At 68.2% G+C, this 19,014-nt stretch carries 21 protein-coding genes and 1 tRNA gene; 16 read left to right on the forward strand and 6 right to left on the reverse strand.

The annotated features are described in order from the left end of the window. Positions 1 to 68: 68 nt before the first annotated feature. The 4 genes from AKH00_RS00460 to aceE all read right to left on the reverse strand — a co-directional run bounded on the left by AKH00_RS00460 (position 69) and on the right by aceE (position 6,044). Positions 69 to 1,070, reverse strand: coding sequence for a beta-ketoacyl-ACP synthase III (locus AKH00_RS00460; RefSeq protein ID WP_050720773.1), 1,002 nt, complete (start codon positions 1,068 to 1,070; stop codon positions 69 to 71). Further along, positions 1,067 to 1,987, reverse strand: a complete 921-nt coding sequence (locus AKH00_RS00465) for an ACP S-malonyltransferase (protein WP_050720774.1) — start codon at positions 1,985 to 1,987, stop codon at positions 1,067 to 1,069. Before AKH00_RS00465 ends, AKH00_RS00460 begins: the two co-directional genes overlap by 4 nt. 102 nt (positions 1,988 to 2,089) lie before the next feature. Then, entirely contained in the window at positions 2,090 to 3,286 is a 1,197-nt protein-coding gene (locus tag AKH00_RS00470; RefSeq protein WP_050720775.1) for a PucR family transcriptional regulator, read from the reverse strand. 31 nt (positions 3,287 to 3,317) lie between these two features. Further along, entirely contained in the window at positions 3,318 to 6,044 is a 2,727-nt protein-coding gene (aceE, locus tag AKH00_RS00475; protein ID WP_050720776.1) for a pyruvate dehydrogenase (acetyl-transferring), homodimeric type, read from the reverse strand. Positions 6,045 to 6,197: 153 nt separating this feature from the next. Here aceE and AKH00_RS00480 point away from each other — a divergent pair. Further along, positions 6,198 to 6,270, forward strand: a tRNA-Val gene (locus AKH00_RS00480). Here AKH00_RS00480 and AKH00_RS18470 read toward each other — a convergent pair. Next, complete coding sequence (locus AKH00_RS18470; protein ID WP_082297454.1) at positions 6,230 to 6,535, reverse strand: helix-turn-helix domain-containing protein; 306 nt, start codon at positions 6,533 to 6,535, stop codon at positions 6,230 to 6,232. The two genes, AKH00_RS00480 and AKH00_RS18470, sit on opposite strands and share 41 nt — an antisense overlap. A 79-nt stretch (positions 6,536 to 6,614) precedes the next feature. Here AKH00_RS18470 and AKH00_RS17745 point away from each other — a divergent pair, with 79 nt between their 5' ends. From AKH00_RS17745 to AKH00_RS18475, 4 genes are all read left to right on the forward strand, one after another. Continuing rightward, a complete protein-coding gene (locus AKH00_RS17745) occupies positions 6,615 to 6,794 on the forward strand; it encodes a hypothetical protein (RefSeq protein WP_152926074.1) in 180 nt (59 codons plus the stop codon). Positions 6,795 to 6,805: 11 nt separating this feature from the next. Further along, complete coding sequence (locus tag AKH00_RS17525) at positions 6,806 to 7,357, forward strand: helix-turn-helix domain-containing protein (RefSeq protein ID WP_082297327.1); 552 nt, start codon at positions 6,806 to 6,808, stop codon at positions 7,355 to 7,357. Further along, positions 7,354 to 7,662: a hypothetical protein gene (locus AKH00_RS00490; RefSeq protein WP_050720778.1), complete on the forward strand. Its 309-nt coding sequence runs from the start codon at positions 7,354 to 7,356 to the stop codon at positions 7,660 to 7,662. The genes AKH00_RS17525 and AKH00_RS00490 overlap by 4 nt, the downstream gene beginning before the upstream one ends. 90 nt (positions 7,663 to 7,752) lie before the next feature. Then, positions 7,753 to 8,049, forward strand: coding sequence for an HNH endonuclease (locus AKH00_RS18475; RefSeq protein WP_082297328.1), 297 nt, complete (start codon positions 7,753 to 7,755; stop codon positions 8,047 to 8,049). Positions 8,050 to 8,421: 372 nt separating this feature from the next. Here AKH00_RS18475 and AKH00_RS18055 read toward each other — a convergent pair whose 3' ends face one another. Continuing rightward, on the reverse strand, positions 8,422 to 8,868 hold the full coding sequence (locus AKH00_RS18055) for a hypothetical protein (protein WP_050720779.1): 447 nt from the start codon (positions 8,866 to 8,868) through the stop codon (positions 8,422 to 8,424). A gap of 179 nt (positions 8,869 to 9,047) precedes the next feature. Between AKH00_RS18055 and AKH00_RS00500 the strand changes: the two genes are divergently transcribed. The 11 genes from AKH00_RS00500 to AKH00_RS00550 all read left to right on the forward strand — a co-directional run bounded on the left by AKH00_RS00500 (position 9,048) and on the right by AKH00_RS00550 (position 19,009). After that, positions 9,048 to 10,757, forward strand: coding sequence for a hypothetical protein (locus tag AKH00_RS00500; protein ID WP_050720780.1), 1,710 nt, complete (start codon positions 9,048 to 9,050; stop codon positions 10,755 to 10,757). Further along, the gene (locus AKH00_RS00505; protein WP_050720781.1) at positions 10,754 to 11,050 is read left to right on the forward strand and encodes a hypothetical protein; all 297 of its coding nucleotides are present in this window, start codon (positions 10,754 to 10,756) and stop codon (positions 11,048 to 11,050) included. The genes AKH00_RS00500 and AKH00_RS00505 overlap by 4 nt, the downstream gene beginning before the upstream one ends. A 151-nt stretch (positions 11,051 to 11,201) precedes the next feature. After that, a complete protein-coding gene (locus tag AKH00_RS00510) occupies positions 11,202 to 12,260 on the forward strand; it encodes a hypothetical protein (RefSeq protein ID WP_152926076.1) in 1,059 nt (352 codons plus the stop codon). A gap of 1 nt (position 12,261) precedes the next feature. After that, positions 12,262 to 13,992 carry a hypothetical protein gene (locus tag AKH00_RS00515; protein WP_050720783.1) on the forward strand — a complete coding sequence of 577 codons (1,731 nt, stop codon included), beginning with the start codon at positions 12,262 to 12,264 and terminating at the stop codon, positions 13,990 to 13,992. A gap of 84 nt (positions 13,993 to 14,076) precedes the next feature. Beyond that, the gene (locus tag AKH00_RS00520; protein WP_050720784.1) at positions 14,077 to 14,442 is read left to right on the forward strand and encodes a hypothetical protein; all 366 of its coding nucleotides are present in this window, start codon (positions 14,077 to 14,079) and stop codon (positions 14,440 to 14,442) included. After that, positions 14,442 to 14,828 carry a hypothetical protein gene (locus AKH00_RS00525; protein WP_050720785.1) on the forward strand — a complete coding sequence of 129 codons (387 nt, stop codon included), beginning with the start codon at positions 14,442 to 14,444 and terminating at the stop codon, positions 14,826 to 14,828. The genes AKH00_RS00520 and AKH00_RS00525 overlap by 1 nt, the downstream gene beginning before the upstream one ends. Beyond that, positions 14,825 to 15,229, forward strand: a complete 405-nt coding sequence (locus AKH00_RS00530) for a hypothetical protein (RefSeq protein WP_152926077.1) — start codon at positions 14,825 to 14,827, stop codon at positions 15,227 to 15,229. The genes AKH00_RS00525 and AKH00_RS00530 overlap by 4 nt, the downstream gene beginning before the upstream one ends. Positions 15,230 to 15,244: 15 nt before the next feature. Next, positions 15,245 to 15,757 carry a hypothetical protein gene (locus AKH00_RS00535; protein WP_050720787.1) on the forward strand — a complete coding sequence of 171 codons (513 nt, stop codon included), beginning with the start codon at positions 15,245 to 15,247 and terminating at the stop codon, positions 15,755 to 15,757. Further along, positions 15,757 to 16,968, forward strand: a complete 1,212-nt coding sequence (locus AKH00_RS00540; RefSeq protein ID WP_050720788.1) for a hypothetical protein — start codon at positions 15,757 to 15,759, stop codon at positions 16,966 to 16,968. Before AKH00_RS00535 ends, AKH00_RS00540 begins: the two co-directional genes overlap by 1 nt. Further along, a complete protein-coding gene (locus AKH00_RS00545) occupies positions 16,968 to 17,327 on the forward strand; it encodes a hypothetical protein (protein WP_050720789.1) in 360 nt (119 codons plus the stop codon). The genes AKH00_RS00540 and AKH00_RS00545 overlap by 1 nt, the downstream gene beginning before the upstream one ends. Further along, positions 17,324 to 19,009: a hypothetical protein gene (locus AKH00_RS00550; RefSeq protein ID WP_050720790.1), complete on the forward strand. Its 1,686-nt coding sequence runs from the start codon at positions 17,324 to 17,326 to the stop codon at positions 19,007 to 19,009. Before AKH00_RS00545 ends, AKH00_RS00550 begins: the two co-directional genes overlap by 4 nt. The last annotated feature ends 5 nt before the right edge of the window (positions 19,010 to 19,014 follow it).

The following is a 19,014-nucleotide window of genomic DNA, read 5'->3' on the forward strand; positions in this document are numbered from 1 at the left end:
GTGGTCTTCCTTTTCTTACGGGGTTGATTTCGGAACCGTGGAACAGTCTAGGGAAGGTCGGGGCGTTCTCAGGGGAGGACGACGACCTGGGCGGCGAAGACGAGCCCCGCGCCGAAGCCGATCTGCAGGGCCAGGCCGCCGGAGAGCTCGGGGCGCTCGGCCATCAGACGGTGGCTGGCGAGCGGGATCGACGCCGCCGAGGTGTTCCCCGTGGTCTCGATGTCGCGCGCGATCACGGTCGACTCCGGCAGGCCGAGCTGCTTGGCGAACTCGTCGATGATGCGCATGTTGGCCTGATGCGGGATGAATGCCGCGATGTCGGCAGGCTCGACGCCCGCCTTGTCGAGAGCCTCGCGTGCGACCTTCGCCATCTCCCACACGGCCCAGCGGAAGACCGTCTGACCCTCCTGCCGCAGCGTCGGCCACGGCACCTCGCCGTCGCGGAACTCGGTCAGGGTGCTGTTCATGCCCACGGCATCGGCCTTCGAGCCGTCGGATCCCCATACTGCGGGAGCGATGCCCGGGACGTCGCTGGGGCCGATCAGTGCGGCCCCCGCACCGTCGCCGAGCAGGAACGAGATGCTCCGGTCGGTCGGGTCGACGATGTCGGAGAGCTTCTCGGTGCCGATGACGAGCGCATAGCGCGCGGCGCCGGCCTTGATGAGGGCGTCGGCCTGGGTGACCGCATAGGCGTAGCCGGCACAGGCGGCGTTCACGTCGTAGGCGGCCGCGGGGTTCGCACCGACACGATCGGCGACGATCGCCGAGACCGAGGGCGTCTGCTTGGGGTTGCTGATCGTGGCGACGATCACGAGGTCGACCTGGTCGGCGGGCACGCCGGACTTCTCGATGGCCTCGGCCGCAGCGGCGGCCGCGAGGTCGATCGCGTCGGTGTCCTTGTCGGCGCGCACACGCGTGACGATGCCGGTGCGCTGTCGGATCCACTCGTCGCTCGAGTCGATCGGCCCCACGAGGTCGTCGTTCGGCACGGCGTTCTCGCCGCGCGCGGCACCGTACGAATAGATGCGCGTGTAGGCGGGACCCGAGACCTGGTTCAGGGCGGCGGTCATGCTGCTTCTCCGTTCAGCAGCGCGACGGCTGCGTCGAGGTCTTCGGGGGTCTTCACGGCGACGGTGGGCACGCCGCGCAGGCCGCGCTTGGCGAGCCCGGTCAGGGCACCGGCGGGCGCCAGCTCGATCAGGCCGGTGATTCCCTGGTCGGCGAACGACGTCATGCAGAGGTCCCAGCGCACGGGGGAGGAGACCTGGTCGACGAGGTACGACAGCGCGGTAGCCCCGTCGGAGACCACGGAGCCGTCGCGGTTGGTCCACAGCGTGATGGTGGGGTCCGACGGGGTCACGGTCGCGACGGCATCGCGCAGCGCATCGACAGCCGACGACATGTAGGACGTGTGGAACGCACCGGCGACCTGGAGGGGGATGACGCGGGTGCCCTTGACCGGCTCGCTCGCGAGGGCGTCGAGGCCTGCGAGCTCGCCGGCGACCACGATCTGGCCGCCGCCGTTGAAGTTCGCGGGGGACAGCCCGAGGTCCGTGAGACGGGCGAGGAGCGTCTCCTCGTCGCCGCCGAGCACGGCACTCATACCGGTCGGGGTCTGCGCCGCGGCATCCGCCATCGCGCGACCACGGATGCCCACGAGACGCATGCCGGTCTCGGCATCGATCACGCCGCTGTCCACGAGTGCGGCGATCTCGCCGACCGAGTGTCCGGCGACGCCGTCGGCGCGGCGGCCCGCGCGGGACTCCAGTGCGGTCGCGGCGACGAGCGACGCGGCGACGATCAGCGGCTGCGCGATGCGCGTGTCGCGGATCGTGTCGGCATCCGACACGGTGCCGTGCTGCGCGAGGTCGACCTGCGCGGCCTCGGAGTAGGCGGCGATGCTCTCAGCCGCACCGTCCAGCTCGAGCCAGGGGGAGAGGAAACCGGGGGTCTGCGAGCCCTGTCCTGGGCATACGACGACAATCACATCCCCAAGTCTGCCAACGATCGGGCGGAAGCGGTGGATGATCCATCACAAGTTTCGGAAGATCCCTTGTGTATGGCGTACAGTCTCGGCGTGTCGCGGACGTCAGCGCGTCGGCCGACGCAGAGGCGCACGCCTGCGGACCTGATCCGCTGCGCCGATCGACCCGAGGATGAGCGCGGTCTGCAGGATCAGCGCTTCGCGCGGACCCGTGGCATCCCAGCCGATGACCTCGCTCACGCGCTTGAGGCGGTAGCGCACCGTGTTCGGATGCACGAACAGCTCGCGCGCGGTCGCCTCGAGCGAGCGTCCGTTGTCGAGATAGCTCCACAGCGTCGTCACGAGATCGGTCGAGTGCGCCTGCAGCGGGCGGTAGATGCGTTCTATCAGCGTCTGCTTGGCAAGCGGATCGCCCGCCAGAGCACGCTCAGGGAGGAGGTCGTCGGCATCGACGGGGCGCGGCGCGCTGCGCCAGGCCCGCGCGACGGCGAAACCCGCGAGCGCGGCGCGCGCGCTCTGGCTCGCGTCGACGAGCGCTGCCACGGCCGGCCCGAGGACGACGTAGCCGGGTCCGAACGACGGCTCGAGCCGGGAGGCGATCTCGTCGAAGCCCAGCTCCGGCTCCTCGCCCTCCTGGCCCGGAACGCGGGCGCGGCCGATCACGAGCACGAGCCGGGAGCCCTGCACGCCGATCAGCACGTCGATCGAGAGCTTGCGTGCCGTGCGGCGCACGAGATCGACGTCGAACTGCGGGGGAGTCGTGCCGACGAGCACCGCGACCTCGCCGTGGCCGTGCCACCCGAGCGCGGCGATCCGACTGGGGAGCTCCTCGTCGGCCTCGCCCGTGAGGATCGAGTCGACGACCAGTGCCTCCAGACGGGCATCCCACAGGCCTCGGGCTTCGGCGGCACGGGCGTAGACGTCGGCGGCCGCGAAGGCGAGGTCGCGTGAGTACAGCAGGATCGCCTCGCGGAGATCCTCTCCGCGCCCGGCGACGCGCTCCTCCGTGACCTCGACGGTGACGCGGATGAGCTGCAGCGTCTGCTGCAGGCTGACGCTGCGCAGCAGCTCTCGCGGAGCCGCCGCGAAGATGTCGGCGGCGATCCACGGGGTCGACGTCGGATCGTCGTACCACTGGATGAACGAGGTGATGCCGGCCTGAGCCACCAGCCCGACCGCAGAGCGGCGGGCCGGTGGCATGTCGGCGTACCAGGGGAGCGTGTCCTCCAGCCGCTTGATCGTCACCGAGGCGATGTCACCGGAGATCCGGCGCAACCAGGTGAGCGTCGCGGCCTTGTCCATTCCGCGTGCAGACGATGCTGTCACCGATGGCTCAGCTTTCGCCGCCCGCGTTGCCGCTCGTGCCCGCGTTCACATCGTGGAGGCGGTACTTCTCGATGGCCTGTGCGGCCAGCGAGCGGTCGACCGTACCCTCCTCGGCGAGTGCCTGCAGAGTGCGGACGACGAGCGAGGGACCGTCGATCTTGAAGTAACGACGAGCCGCGGCACGCGTGTCGGAGAAGCCGAAGTCGTCGGCGCCGAGCGTGGCGTAGCGGTTCGGGACCCACGGACGGATCTGGTCCTGCACGGCGTGCATGAAGTCGCTCACCGCGACGACCGGACCCTCGGCGCCCTGCAGCTTCTGGGTGAGGTAGGCCGTGCGCGGCTCCTCCTCCGGGTGCAGGAAGTTGTGCTCGTCGGCGGCGAGGCCGTCACGGCGCAGCTCGGTCCAGGACGTGACGGACCAGACATCCGCCGCGACGTTCCAGTCGTTCTTCAGGAGCTCCTGCGCGTCCAGTGCCCACGGCAGGCCGACGCCCGACGCGAAGAGTTGGGCGCGGGGGCCGTCGCCCTCGCCGACCGAGATGCGGTGGATGCCGCGGATGATGCCGTCGACGTCCACGTCCTCCGGCTCCTTGGGCTGCACGTAGGGCTCGTTGTAGAGCGTCATGTAGTACATGACGTTCGGGTCCTCGTGCTTCCCGCCATACATGCGCTCGATGCCGTCGCGCACGATGTGGGCGATCTCGTAGCCGTAGGCAGGGTCGTACGAGATCGTCGCGGGGTTGGTCGAAGCCAGCAGGTGGGAGTGGCCGTCCGCGTGCTGCAGGCCCTCTCCCGTGAGGGTCGTGCGCCCGGCGGTTGCTCCCATGATGAAGCCGCGAGCCATCTGGTCTCCCGCTGCCCACTGGGCGTCGCCCGTGCGCTGGAAGCCGAACATCGAGTAGAAGATATAGATCGGGATGAGGGGCTCGCCGTGCGTGGCATACGAGGTTCCGATGCCCGTGAACGCGGCCAGGGCGCCGGCCTCGTTGATGCCGACGTGGACGATCTGGCCCTGCGGGCTCTCCTTGTAGGCCAGGAGCAGCTCGCGATCGACCGACGTGTAGTGCTGGCCGTTCGGGTTGTAGATCTTCGCCGTCGGGAAGTAGGCGTCCATGCCGAACGTGCGCGCCTCATCGGGGATGATCGGCACGATGCGGTGGCCGAAGTCCTTGGTGCGCAGCAGGTCCTTCAGGAGGCGGACGAACGCCATGGTCGTGGCGATCTCCTGCGTGCCGGAGCCCTTCTTGGGCAGCGCGTAGGCGGCATCGTCGGGCAGCGAGAGCCCCACGTGCGTCGAGCGGCGCTCCGGGAGGAAGCCGCCGAGTGCCCGGCGGCGCTCGAGCATGTACTGGATCGTCTCGTCCTGGGGTCCCGGGTTGTAGTACGGGGGCAGGTACGGGTTCTCCTCGAGCTGCGCGTCCGTGATAGGGATGTGCATGGTGTCGCGGAACGTCTTGAGGTTGTCCAGCGTCATCTTCTTCATCTGGTGGGTCGCGTTGCGACCCTCGAAGTGCGGGCCGAGGCCGTAGCCCTTGACCGTCTTCGCCAGGATGACCGTCGGCTGGCCCTTGTGCTCGGCCGCCGCCTTGAAGGCCGCGTAGACCTTGCGGTAGTCGTGGCCGCCGCGCTTGAGGTGCCAGACCTGGTCGTCGGTGTAGTCCGACACCAGGGCTGCGGCACGCTCGTCCTTGCCGAAGAAGTGCTCGCGGACGTACGCGCCGGACTCGGCCTTGTACGTCTGGTAGTCGCCGTCCGGCGTCTGGTTCATGATGTTGAGCAGCGCGCCCTCGGTGTCGCGGGCGAGCAGGTCGTCCCACTCGCGGCCCCAGACGACCTTGATGACGTTCCAGCCGGCGCCCCGGAAGTACGACTCCAGCTCCTGGATGATCTTGCCGTTTCCGCGGACGGGGCCGTCCAGGCGCTGCAGGTTGCAGTTGATCACGAAGTTGAGGTTGTCGAGGCCCTCGTTGGCGGCGACCTGGAGCTGGCCGCGGCTCTCGATCTCGTCCATCTCGCCGTCGCCGAGGAAGGCCCACACCTGCGAGGACGACGTGTCCTTAATGCCGCGGTTCTCGAGGTACTTGTTCGACATGGCCTGGTAGATCGCGTTGATCGGGCCGAGGCCCATCGACACGGTCGGGAACTGCCAGTAGTCCTGCATCTGGCGCGGGTGCGGGTAGGACGGGATGCCGAACGGCGCCTGCGACTGCTCCTGACGGAAGCCGTCGAGGTGCTGCTCGCTCAGACGGCCCTCGAGGAACGACCGGGCGTAGATGCCGGGGGAGGCGTGTCCCTGGATGAAGATCTGGTCGGCGCCGCCCGGGTTGTCGGCACCGCGGAAGAAGTGGTTGAAGCCGACCTCGTACAGCGCTGCCGAGGACGCATAGGTCGAGATGTGGCCGCCGACGCCGATGCCGGGGCGCTGTGCGCGGTGCACCGTGACGGCCGCGTTCCAGCGGATCCACGCGCGGTAGCGGCGCTCGATCTCCTCGTCACCGGGGAACTCGGGCTCGTTCTCGACCGCGATCGTGTTGATGTAGTCGGTGGTCGGGACCATCGGCACGCTCAGGTGCAGCTCCTTGGAGCGCTTGAGCAGGCTCAGCATGATCTCGCGTCCGCGGCCGTGCCCCTTCGCCTCGACGAGCTCGTCGAGCGACTGCTGCCACTCGCCCGTCTCTTCCGGATCGCTGTCGAGGTTGCCCTGGGAGTACGGATCCTGGTCGTGCACAGTCACGGGGGAGCCTTTCGTCATGCTGGCAGGTCATGCCAAGGAAACGGGAAGCGACGCGGGCAGCCTTGTCGGCTGTGCACAACGCGTGCCGCCCTCAGCCTATCCCTCTTCCACGACATGGGTGCGCATCGGGTCGTCTGTAGACTGGACGCACCAGGGCCTTTAGCTCAGCTGGTAGAGCGCCACGTTTACACCGTGGATGTCGTCGGTTCGATCCCGGCAGGGCCCACAGGATTCTCCGGCGCGACTCCGGTCTCGAGCCAGGACACCGGGTAGCCGGTCGCCAGGGCGAACGCGACAAGGTCGCGACGACGCGGCTTGTGCCGCCCGTTGATCCAGCTCGATACGGCGTTGCGCGAGACCTGGATGCGCTCCGCGAGCTCAGCGACTCCCATGCCCGAGTGACGAACGGCCTTCGTCATGCGGTCGGACAGGTCGAGTTCGAAGCGCGGATCGGTCAGTGGATTCATCGACATATGCACAGTCTTATGCATACGCGCCAACTTGTGCAAGTAGCAGACGCGCGCGTTCCGCTAATTGACAGCATGCGCTAAGTAGTGCAATGTTGCACTCGTGACAAACGACCTGATTGGGACGGCGGAGGCGGCGAAGATGCTGCGCATAGACCGCAGCTCACTCGTTCGCCGAGTGCGCGCCGGCACGGTCGACACCGTCCAGAAGCTCCCCGCCGCCACTGGCGCATACCTGTTCGATCGCGCAGTCATCGAGCAGCTGGCGGGAGACCAGTCGTGAGCGTTGAGTCAATGGCGATTGCGCTGCACCATTCCCGCGCGAAGGGCACGGCGAAGCTGGTGCTCCTCGGCATCGCGAACCATGACGGCGACGGCGGTGCGTGGCCCGCTGTGAAGCAGCTTGCGAAGTACGCCGGCGTCGACCCTCGCAACGTGCAGCGCGCGATCGATCAGCTCGAGAAGCTGCACGAGATCCGTCGGCACGTGCAGGCCGGCGGCGATCACCGGTTCGCCGCGCATGAGCGCCCGAATCGGTACTCATTCCTGCTCCGATGCCCCCTCGACTGCGACCGGACGGCGCAGCACCGGATGCCGAAGGACAGTCCCGCCTTCCTCGAGATCGACGCCCCGGAGGGGGTGGCGGAGGCGTCACCCCCTGACGCTCCCGCCAGGGGAGGGGTGGCGGAGGCGTCACCCAAACCGTCCCTTAACCATCCCAATACCTCGAAGAAGAAATCTCACGTTGGTAACCGCGCGAGCCGCGGAGCCTGTGGTCACGACCTCATCGACGAACGTCACTGCGAGCGCGGATGCGCGACCGCCCGAGTCCAGGAGACAGCATGACCACCCTCGACCCACACGCACCCACGAACACCGACCGCATCGCGCTCAGCAACGAACTCTACGAACTCGCCGAGTCGTTCCTGTTGGAAGCACAGCAGTGGACCTCCACCGACGCACAGCAGCAGTGCGCACGCTCCGGACGCACCACCGCCGAGATCGCACGACAGCTCCTCAGCGGACGAGCCGACTACGCGAAGGCCACGGCCTACGCCGAGGCGGGGCGGCTGATCCTCGCCAACGTCGTCGCATGCCGGCGGTTCTTCACATCCATGCTCACCCCGCCTTCGAGGGGGAGCCTGACGTGATCGACAACATCGAGCCCGTGCCCGCGATCATCACCGGCATCGTCCTGTGGACGCTGCTCGTCACCCTCTGGATCGGAGACAGGAAACGCCGTGTCGAAGCATCACCGCGACAGCAAGCACACATCGGGCACCTACCACCTGCGACCCGAGATCGAGGCACGTCTGCCCTTGCCCTGCACCGAGTGCGGTCGACCCGTCGAGAAGGGGCAGAAGTGGCACGTCGCACACCTGATCCCCGCATCGAAAGGCGGACGCACTACACGACAGAACACGGGAGCTGCGCACGCGATGTGCAACCTACGAGCGGGCGGGAAGCTCGGAGCCAAGACCACCAACGGACGCAGGCGCAGCAGCGCCGGAGCGCGTGAAGGAATCAGACCATGGTGAACCACAACAAAGGAGAAGCAGTCATGAGCACGCCCACCATCACCCTCGAATCCGGCGGACACCGCACACCCGAGGCTGGCATGTGCCTCCTCGAAGCAGCATCGTTCGTCGCCGGGGAACCGTTCAGCGACCACCCCGAATGCGTCTCGCCCGTGCTCGGAGCGTACGGCCGCGCACTCAACGACGTGCTGCCCGACGACAAGCGTCAGGAGCTCGTCCCGCTCATCCCACGCATCATCGGCACCCGCGGAGACGACCGCGACGAGCGCCGTTCCTACATCGCCCTCGACTGGCTGATTCGAACCTACCTGCCTGCCTTCCTCGACCTCGCGGTGCCCGAGCACGCACAGCACGTTCGTGCCCTCGCACCCATCATCGACATGCCCACAGCCGAAGCAGCGGGCCCGGTCGTGCGCGCAGCATGGGACGCAGCAGGGGCCGCAGCAGGGGCCGCAGCAGGGGCCGCAGCAGGGGCCGCAGCAGGGGCCGCAGCAGGGGCCGCAGCAGGGGCCGCAGCATGGGACGCAGCACGGGCCGCAGCAGGGGTCGCAGCAGGGGCCGCAGCATGGGACGCAGCAGGGGTCGCAGCATGGGACGCAGCAGGGGCCGCAGCAGGGGACGCAGCACGGGCCGCAGCACGGGCCGCAGCACGGGCCGCAGCACGGGCCGCAGCACGGGCCGCAGCATGGGCCGCAGCACGGGCCGCAGCACGGGCCGCAGCACGGGCCGCAGCACGGGCCGCAGCACGGGCCGCAGCACGGGCCGCAGCACGGGCCGCAGCACGGGCCGCAGCACGGGCCGCAGCACGGGACGCAGCACGGGAGTTCCTCGCACCCACCGTCGCCACCCTCCAGGCTGATGCGATTCGACTGCTCTCCGAGCAGCTCATCGATGTGCCCTGACCTGCTCGATCTACTCGATCAAGACGAACTGGACGCCGTGGACTGGTCACCCGGTGCACGGGTCCGGTTCGTCCCCACCGACCAACTGGAGGACTGATGTCGAACGCGATGGTTTTTGAGAGCTCGTCTGTACCTCCGCTAGCGGGCAGCACAACTTTTTCTCCCCAGGAGCGCGCGACGTGGAACAAGCTGCGCGACCGCGCGCTCGAGCCGACGTGGGTCGGCAAGCTCGATGACAGCGACGAGCTCCGCGCCGAGTTCCTCGCCGGAGCTGCGCTCATGGGCTATGTGCTCGTCGATCTCGACGACGAGCCCGCCGTCGCCGCGGCGCGCGCTTCCGACCCGCAGCTCGAGCCGCTCCGAGAGCACCAGCTGCTCCTGGCCGACGCACTCAACAGCGACGACCCGCGAGCCGCCGTCGAGATCCCGCGACGCGGCACCAAGACCACGACCATCCTGTCGTGGTGCCTGGGCCGGTGCGTGTCGCGTCCGCGCTACAAGGTGACGTTCTCCGCGCAGACCGGCATGGCCGGCGTCTCGGCTCTCGACGAGTGGGCTCGCGACGGCCTCGACCGGATCTCGCCCCCGGACGACGAGGGCGTGCCGCCGTGGCTCCGCGGCGTGAAGCGGAAGCCCGCCGCGCAGGTTCGCCACGAAGCGCTGTTCGGCATGGACGCTATCCCGCACGCCGAGCCCGAGACGTACGGGCGCGGGTTCCGGGTTCTCCGCGGCAACACGAAGGCCGGTGTGTACTTCGACAACGGCTCAAGCTTCCAGGTCGTGCGACCCGAGGCGAAGGCCTACCGAGGCAAGGCCGCAGACGTGTCATGGATCGACGAGGCGCAGGAGATCGAACCCGACGACGGCGCCGCGCTCCTCGCCGGCATCCTGCCCCTCCAGGACACCCGCCCGGACTCCAAGATCATCGTGTCCGGCACCGCCGGCGAGCAGCGCGCCGGCGTCCTCTGGACCTTCCTCGAGCAGCTCCGCGCCGGGAAATCCGGCATGGGCGGACTCGACTACGCCGCACCCGAGGACACCCCGTGGTCGATCGTCGAGGACGTGGATGCCGCGATGGAGCTGCTCGAGACCGTGCACCCCGGCGTCGGAACGCTCACGACCATCGAGACGATGCGCGAGCGCTGGCACGGCATCCCGCGCCCCGAGTGGGCTCGCGAGTACCTGTCGCTCTGGCCTGAGACGTACGGCGAGCGTGCCGTCCCCGGTGAGTGGTGGACGCGCACTGAGCGCGGCAAGCGCCCTCCCCTCCCGCGCCGTGTCGCGTTCGGCATCGCCGTCAAGCCCGGTGGCGGCGTCGCCGCGATCGTCGCCGCGTACCGCGACAACAAGAAGCGCGCAATCATCGAGGTCGTCGACCACCGCACCGGTACGCTCTGGCTCCCCAAGCGGATGCAGGAGCTATCGCGGAAGTACCCCGGCTGCTCGATCGCGTTCGACGACATCGCCGAAGGCAAGGCCACCGCGACCGAGGCGCAGCGGCTCCGGCCGAAGCCGCGACTCCGGATGCAGACCTACCGCGAGACCGCCGCAGGCTGCATCCAGTTCCTCCGCGACCTCGAGCGCGGCACGCTCATCCACTTCACCGGACAGACCGGCCTCGACGTGGCCGTGGAGCGCGCCGCGAAACGCGAGACTCGCAACGACCAGGGAGTCTGGCTGTTCACACCCATGGAGCGCGGCGACGACATCACCTGCCTTGACGCCGCCGTGCGAGCGCTCCGCAACTGGGACCAGCACTACGACTCCAAGGCCGGCGGCGACGCGACCGGGATCGTCGCAGCATGAGCGCCGCATCCGTCGCACCGAAGATCCGTCGCGAGGTAACGCGCGACGGCAGCACCGTTCGCTACGTCTACTCGTTCTGCACCGCATGCGCGTACTGGCATGCATTCGAGTGGTCTGTCGAGAAGGCCTACGAGCAGGGCGAGCGACACCTCATCAACGTCCACGGCATCGAGCCGCGCGTCGCCATGGCATCCCGCCACAAAGCCGCCGAGCGCGCCCGAGCGCGGAGAACCAGCATCGAGATCGGTCCGGCCTACGACGGAGGCCCGACCGCGATCCTCGAGTACGAGTAGTCCGCAGGGGAAGCGGGTAGGTGCACGGTCTGGGGACGATGCGCCGGCGACGGGCGGTGAGCTGGGGCTCCCGCCCGTTTTGCTGCCCGCGACACACCCGACACGCCGGTGCGCACCGGGTTAGTCAGACCGCATCCGGATAGTCGTGCTCGTGAAACTCACTCCACACGTCAGCCTGATCGAGCGTCTCCAGCGCGGTCGGCTCACCCCGCTCAAGGGATCGACGACGACGGGCATCGTGTCCCCGTGGAGTGACGGCAAGCTCGACTCTCTCGTCTGGACCGACATTCTCGGTATCGATCACGCGCCGGTCACCCGCTCGGAGGCGATGAGCGTGCCGGCGATCGCCGCAGCTCGCAACCGCATCGTGCAGATCGCTGACCGACCGCTCCGCGCGCTCAACGGCTCGACCGACGTGACGACCGAATCGCCGTGGCTGTACCGCACGGATGTCGACGAGACCGCGTGGGAGCGCACCGCTCGCATTCTCGACGACTGGATCTTCTACCCGTGGTCGCTGCTGCTCGTCGCACGCGAGGGCGAGACCATGGCCGGCACCAGCTTCCAGAAGATCGCGGACGCGCAGCATGTGCCCTACGACCGGTGGGACATCGACGACGAAGGCCGCATGACGGTCGACGGCGACGTGATCCCCGAGGGCGGCTACCTGCTCCTCCGCGGCCCGTTCGACGGTCTGCTCTCCGTGGCTCGCGACACCATCCGCGCCGCGAAGTCTCTCGAGCGGGCTTGGGCGACCCGCGTCCGCAACCCCACGCCGACGATCATCCTCGAGGAGCGGGAAGAGGGATCGTTCACCAAGAAGGAAGCGAAGGCCTACGTCAAGGCCGTGTCCGACGCGACCCGCGACCCGGACGGCGCGGTGATCTTCGCACCCCACAAGGTGAACCTGCGCCTCGAGGGAGACGCCGCCGTGAACGTGCTCACCGAGGCCCGGAACGCGGTCCGCATCGACATCGCGAACTTTCTCAACCTCAACGCATCCGCGCTCGACGGAGCGAAGCCCCAGGCGTCGCTCACGTACGAGACGCAGCAGACCGAGACGCAGGAACTCCAGGACCGCATGGCGTTCTGGACGGCCCCGCTCGAGTACCGGCTCTCGCAGGACGACGCGGTGCCCTCCGGCGTCCGCGTCCGCTTCGACTTCGCCAGCAGCACCCCGGCACAGACCGGCACACCCACGGAGGACTGACATGCCAGACATCGAGATCAGGGGCGGCGAGATCCTCGCCAACCTCGAGGAGCGCACCATCACCGGTCTGCTCATCCCGTACAACGAGATCGGCCACACCAACGTCGGACAGTTCCAGGTCGAGGCGGGCGTCATCACGCTCCCCGCCGACCCGTCCGTCGTGTCGCTGAACCTCGACCACGACCGATACCAGCCGGTCGGACGCGCGACACGAGTGTGGGAGGAGCCCGCCGGCATCATGGCGACGTTCTCGCTCGCCCGCACCCCGGAGGGTGACGCCGCTCTCGCGGACGCGACCAGCCCGAGCGGGAAGCGCCGCCGCTTGTCGGGCGAGTTCAAGACCGGCATCAAAGCGGGCAAGGCCACCGGCGGACCGCTCGCCGCGGGTGCACTCGTCGAGATGGGCGCATTCGCATCCGCGATGGTCCTCGCCGCCGACGCGAGCGCAGACGACGACGCCCCGGTCGTGATCGACGCGAACGACACCAGCGGCACGACCGTCGCCGAGGACCACACCGAGACCGTCTACACCGACGAGGACGGCAAAAAGTACACGCGCCGCTACGACAGCGAGACCACCGAGACGCCGATCGACGGCGGCACCGAGACCACCATCAGCACCACCATCACCGAGCAGGAAACGACCCAGTCCGAGGAGGACGACATGACCACCACCGACGTTCAGGCCGCGAAGGTCGGACTCAACACCGGAACCCCCGCTGGCAAGACCGCAGCGCGCGAGCCCGACAAGCACGAGATCATCGCCGCGATCGCCACCTACCGCAAGAACCCCTTCGACCAGGGTTCGCTCGAGGTGCTCGCCGCTCTCTCCGACATCAAGATCAGCGGCACCGGCGCTCTGCCCGCTGCCGGGGTCATCCAGCAGAACTGGCTCGGACGCACCGACCTGGGCGTGCCGTTCGTCCGCGAGATCATCACCCTGTTCAAGAACGGCACTGACATCACCGCCGGCGGCAAGAAGGACTTCAAGTTCCTCCGTGGCACCGCGCAGAACCCGACGTGGGGCGACGGCACCTGGGCCGGTAACAAGACCGAGATCAACTCGGGAGTGGGCCGCACCGTGACCAACGAGTCGACCCTCGACCGCTACGCCCGTGGCGCGGACATCGGACGCGAGTTCTTCGACCTCCCCGGAGGCTCCGAGGTCATCGAGGCATTCCTCGCCGAGCTCGAGCTGGACTACTACCAGTGGTCGGACGAGAAGGCCCGCGCCCTCGCCGTCGCCACCGCCGGCGCACCGATCGCACCCGCGGCGTACCCCGGCGTCGACGGCCACGACTACGCCGGCGCGATGGGGCAGCTCCTGCAGGGCATCCTCGCGATCCGCCGCAAGAAGGCCGACGGACGCCGCGACATCGCCACACTCGCGATCGCGAACGACATCGCCTTCGAGGAGATGTTCTACACGCCGAAGGATCTGATCCCCGAGTTCGTCGAGTTCGTCGTCAACCCCGACGGCACCGCGACCGCCACCGGTCGCAACGGCGGCAAAGTGCAGGTCGTCCAGGCCGACACCGGCGTCGAGGACACGGCATCCGTCATCGTCGGGGCCGACTACGCGCTCGAGTTCGACGAGCTGCCCGGCGGTCCGCTGCACGTCAACGCGCTCGAAATCGCCAAGGGCGGCATCGACGAGGCCGTGCACGGCTACCTCCAGAAGATGGTTCGCCGCGCCGAGGCGCTCGTCCACATCGGCACCGCCGACGCATAACCGACCGGTGCGGCCCGGTGGAGCCCCCCAGCATCCCACCCGCCGGGCCGCACCCGACCACCTACCTAGACGAGAGGACGAGCCGTGGCCGTCGACTGGATCACCCCCGACGAACTCCCCGACCTGTGGGACACCGCCGAGGGCATCGACGAGGATCTCCGCGCCGACATGCTCGACGCGGCGCAGGACGCCTGCGAGGCATGGGTGCCCGAGGTCGGCGACCCAGAGCGTCCCCGCGATCGCACGATCCGGCTCGCGCAGCTCACGCTCGTCCGCGGTCTGTGGAACGACGCGATCGCGGACGAGGGCGGATCAATCGGCGGCGACGGGTTCGATTTCAACCCGCCGTGGCTCGCTCGCGAAGCACGACGCATGATGCGGCCACCGCGCGGGGGAGCACCGGCCACCGGCCACGAGCCCGATCCTGAGCCGATCCCGGAGTCGGTCTGATGGTCGGCTACGCGGAGCTGCGCGCCCGCCTCGAGAACGATCTTCTCGCGGAGATCCCCGCCGGCACGTTCCAGTTTGTCCCGGTCCAGAAGAACATCGACCGGCCCTCGAAGCCGACGCTCATGCTCAAGCTCTCGAGCGTCTCCCGGCACGTCGCCGCGCAGGGCGTGCTCATGCCGACTTTCGTCCTCACCGTGATCTCGGAGAAGACCGATCCCGGGCAGGCCGACCAGCACCTCGACGAGCTGCTCGACATCCTCCTCGCGCCGATCCAGAGGCTCCGGTGGGTCGCGTTCCGCGGGGCCGACAAGGTCTCATTCCAGTCCAAGTACACCGCCTACGACATCCAGCTCGAGGCGCTCACCGCAATCAAGAAAGCAGAGTGACCATGTTCAACCCGCTCTACATGACCGAGTCCAAGATCACGATCGGTGGGACCGCCTATGAGGCGGAGATCTCCGGTGTGCGGCTCACCCCGACCTCGAGCACGGCGACGTGGAAGGGGCTCAAGAAGGGCTCCAGCTTCACGAAGGGCGGGCTCGCGACGTGGGTCGCCGGCATCAACTTCGGTCAGGACCACGAGGCCGCGAACAGCCTCTCCACATTCCTGTTCGAGCACGAGGGCGAGGAGTTCCCGTTCGTCATCGAGCCGATCGATGGCGGGACGGGGTTCTCCGGGACGCTCATCGCTCAGGCCGGCGAGATCGGAGGCGACGTCGACACCTTCGGCGCGGCATCCGTCACGCTCCCCGTGCAGGGCAAGCCCACCCGCACGCCCGCCGCGTAGGTCGCAGGGGTTCCGGTGCTCCGCGTCAGCGCGTACAGCAGCAGTGAGCTGCTCACCGTGCTCCGCGGGCTCCGGAACCTCGACCGGGAAACCAAAAAGCAGCTACGCCGCAACCTCAAGCAGATCGCGGAGCAGGCGTGGAAGCAGACTCTCGCGCAGCACGCGAGCACGAAGCTCGAGCGGGCCGTGCTCGCCGACTCCGGGCGAGTGCGCGTCTCCGACCAGAACGTGCGGCTCACGTCCGCGTCCCTGTCCCGAAGCCTCGTCGGCGGTCTCAAACCGTCAGAGAGCTTCGGGCCGGTCGAGTTCGGCGCGAACCCGCGTCCCGGATCGACCGAGACCGTGAGGTCACGGCGCGGTAACGAGTTCTCTCGCAAACGAGACCCGAACCGCCCGTTCAAAGCACCGAACCGGCGCGGGTACGTCGTCTACCCGTCCGCGGCATCCGTCATCCCCCGCATCCTCGCGATGTACGTGCAGACGTTCGTCCGCGCGATCCACGAAGCCCTCGAAGGGAAGAGCAGCTAATGGCGAAAGGTATCGATCTCGCGATCGCCGCAGACACGCGCTCCGCGATGTCCGCTATCAACCGCGGCGTGCTCGAGCCCCTCGAGGACGTGTCCGAGCAGCTTGAGCAGCTCGGTGACGACAGCAAGTCCGCCACGGACGACCTCGAGCGCGGGATGCGCGACGCGCAGCGACGCACAGACGACGCCGCCGACGAGATCCGCAAGCTGCGTGACGAGCTGAACAAGGCAGGGCGCCAGGGCAAGAACACCGGCGACGACATCGACGACGGATTCAGCCGAGCCAAGCAAGGTGCGGAGGAGTTCAAGGACGAAGCGAACCAGACCGCCCGCGAGGCAGCGGCATCGTTCGACGGCAGCGCCGAGTCGATCGGTGACGTTTTCCAGGAACTCGCCGCAAACGCCTTCGGCGGGTTCGGTCCCGCCGGCGCAGTGGCCGGCATCGCCGCCGCAGCCGGTATTGGTCTCGCGATCTCCGGTTTCACTCAGATCGGCGAGGCGTCGGAGGAATCGAAGCAGCGTGCCGCGGAGTGGGCGCAGGCGTACGTGGACGCCGGCGGCAAGGTGCTCACCACCGCGATCACCACCGCGAAGGTGATGGATATCGCGACCGACGCGGACAAGTACGCGAAGGCCGCGGAGAACGCCAAGAACTGGGGCGTGGACGTGTCCACGGCGATCAACGCCATGGCGGGGGAGTCGTGGGCGCTGAACGCGGTGAATGACAGCCTCGCCACGTCTGCGGAGAAGATCAACGACGAGATGCGCGAAGTCGGCCTTCAGTACGACTGGACAGGCGAGTCGATGACGGATCTCTCGACCCGCACGGCGAACGGGCAGCGCGCATTCGATGAGCTCACTAGCGAGATGAAGCGAGGCGCGGAGCAGGCCGACGCGCTCTCACAGTCGCTCGTCAACACCGCGGAGAACACCGAAGGCGCGAGCACAGTGGTCGATGAGTTCGGAGACAAGGTGACCACTCTGCCCGGCGGCACGACGATCTACATCGACGCGGAGACAGGTCAGGCGACCATCGACCTCGACCTGATCGAGCGGAAGGTCTACGCGATGCCCTCCGACAAGGAAATCACCGCCCGGATCAAGTCCGATGTCGCCGCAGCGCAACGAGACCTCGACGGCTTCTTTGTGCGCAACGGAGGCCGCGAGATCAAGATCAAGGGCAAGATCGTCACCGACGGGACGTGGCAGTAATGACCACCATCACCCACAGCGCGGGCGTCATCACTCCGACGATCGTGGATGGATACCGCGCGTCGCGCGCAGCCAGGACGATCGTGCATCGGATCATCGGTCGACCCGACCCCGACGTGTCGTATCGGCCCGCGTCTCTCCGTTCAGGGCAGCTCACGTGCGTGTTCGCGGTCGAGGCTGACGCGCACGCCGCAGAGGCGGTGTTCTCCGTTCCTCAGCCTCTCACCCTCAACGACACCGATGTGTCGATCGGCATGACGTTCATCGTTCCCGAGGGCGGTTCGATCGAGGTAGAGCTCGACGACGAGACACGCGACGTGTGGCTCGTGCGCGTCGACTTCGAAGAGGTCGTGCCGTGACGACGTTCTCCGAGCACACCTACGCGGCATCCGTCGATGATCAGCCGCTTCGCGCGCGCGGTGGCTCGATCGGTTTCGACGTGGCGCGCGCGCCGCACGTGGAGGGCCGTCTGGAGATCGCGATCCCGGATGCTGAGCTGCTCGAGCTGCTCGACCCGCGTATCGCACAGCGCGTGCTCATCGAGGTCGCGGCGCAGTTCTCGAACGCCCCGGACCAGTCGCGCACGTTCGACCTGTCGCTGAGATCCCGCACCGTCTCGCAGGACAACGCCACGGTCGAGTTGATGCTCGCGAGCGACGAGGCCCTACTCGGCGACTATGCGCCGCTCCAGGACGATCTCGGCGCGCTCCCGCATCAGCGGAGCCTGCGAGCGGTCATCAACTACGTTCTCGGCAAGGTGCTCGGCGCGTCGCTGGAGGCCTCCCCACCCCATGACGAAGACGTGCGCGTGCTGCTCCCCGCGACCAACCTGTCACCCAACAGCGGTTTCCGCACCAACACCGCAGGATGGATCGGTTCGGGCGGTGCCCTCACGCGCGTCGCCGGTGGCCCGGAGGGTTCACCGTTCTACGTGCGCGCAGCGGTAGGCGGCAACGCCGGCGGCGTGTTCAACCAGGGAGGCGAGACAGCGGGCGTCACCGCCGTCACCGTCGTCGGAGGGCAGCGATACCGCGCCACGCTGTGGGTGCGCGCGTCCGTCGCCGCCACGGTCTCGCTGAACATCGAATGGGTGAACGCCTCGAGCGGCTTCATCGCTGCGACGATCGGCCCCGCCGTCAATCTCGTCGCGAACGTCTGGACCCGCGTCGAGCTGACGGCTACCGCGCCGGCGAACGCCGTGCGCGCCGGCACCTACTGCTACCGCACCGCGGGCTCGTGGCCGGCAGGCGCAACCTTCGATGCCGCAGCACACAGGTTCTCCGCGTCTCCCGTGGACGACGCCGACACTCTCTTCGAGTGGTTCGACGGAGACAAGCCCGACACCGACCTCTACGGCTTCGCATGGACGGGCACCGCGTCTCAGAGCACCTCGAGTCGCATCGTGCTGATCAGCAGGTCGCCCGACCTCCTGCGCTGGCAGGCGGGCCGCTCCGCGCTCGACTTCCTCCGACCGATCGTCCAGTCGTTCGGATACCGGCTCGTGTGCGACGAGCTGCGACGCTGGACGCTCCGTGACGAGCACTACGAGGCCGGCGGGAGCCTCAGCGTCCTCCAGGGCGTGAACATCATCTCCGCATCAGACACCCTCGACCGCGCCTCCGAGGAGACCTTCGACGCGGCGGTGACCGTCTACACGTGGAAGGACGCTGACGGCAACGAGCAGCGCGAAGTGGAATCGTTCGCCCTCACTGACCCGCCCAAGCAGGTTCGACGGTTCGAACGCACCGACACCCCGTACCCAGGACCGGGATTCAGCGCCTACGCCGTGCGACGCGCTCAGGGCCGAGGGCGCACCCTCACCGTCACCAGCGTCGCTGACTGGCGATCCCAGGCCGAGCAGATCGTCATCGCCCGCGTCGAGGGCGCTCCGACCCTCGCGGGCTCGATCCAAGCGCTCGAGTATGACCTCGACCGGGACGAGATGACCCTCACCACCCGCACCGTCGATCTCCCCGAGGGCGCGATCGCGCTCCTGCCGGGAACCATTAACGCCCTGCCCGGCACCATCAACTCGCTCTAGGAGGA

Origin of the sequence: Microbacterium sp. GCS4, from assembly GCF_001262495.1 — a bacterium.
Classification (GTDB): Bacteria; Actinomycetota; Actinomycetes; order Actinomycetales; family Microbacteriaceae; genus Microbacterium.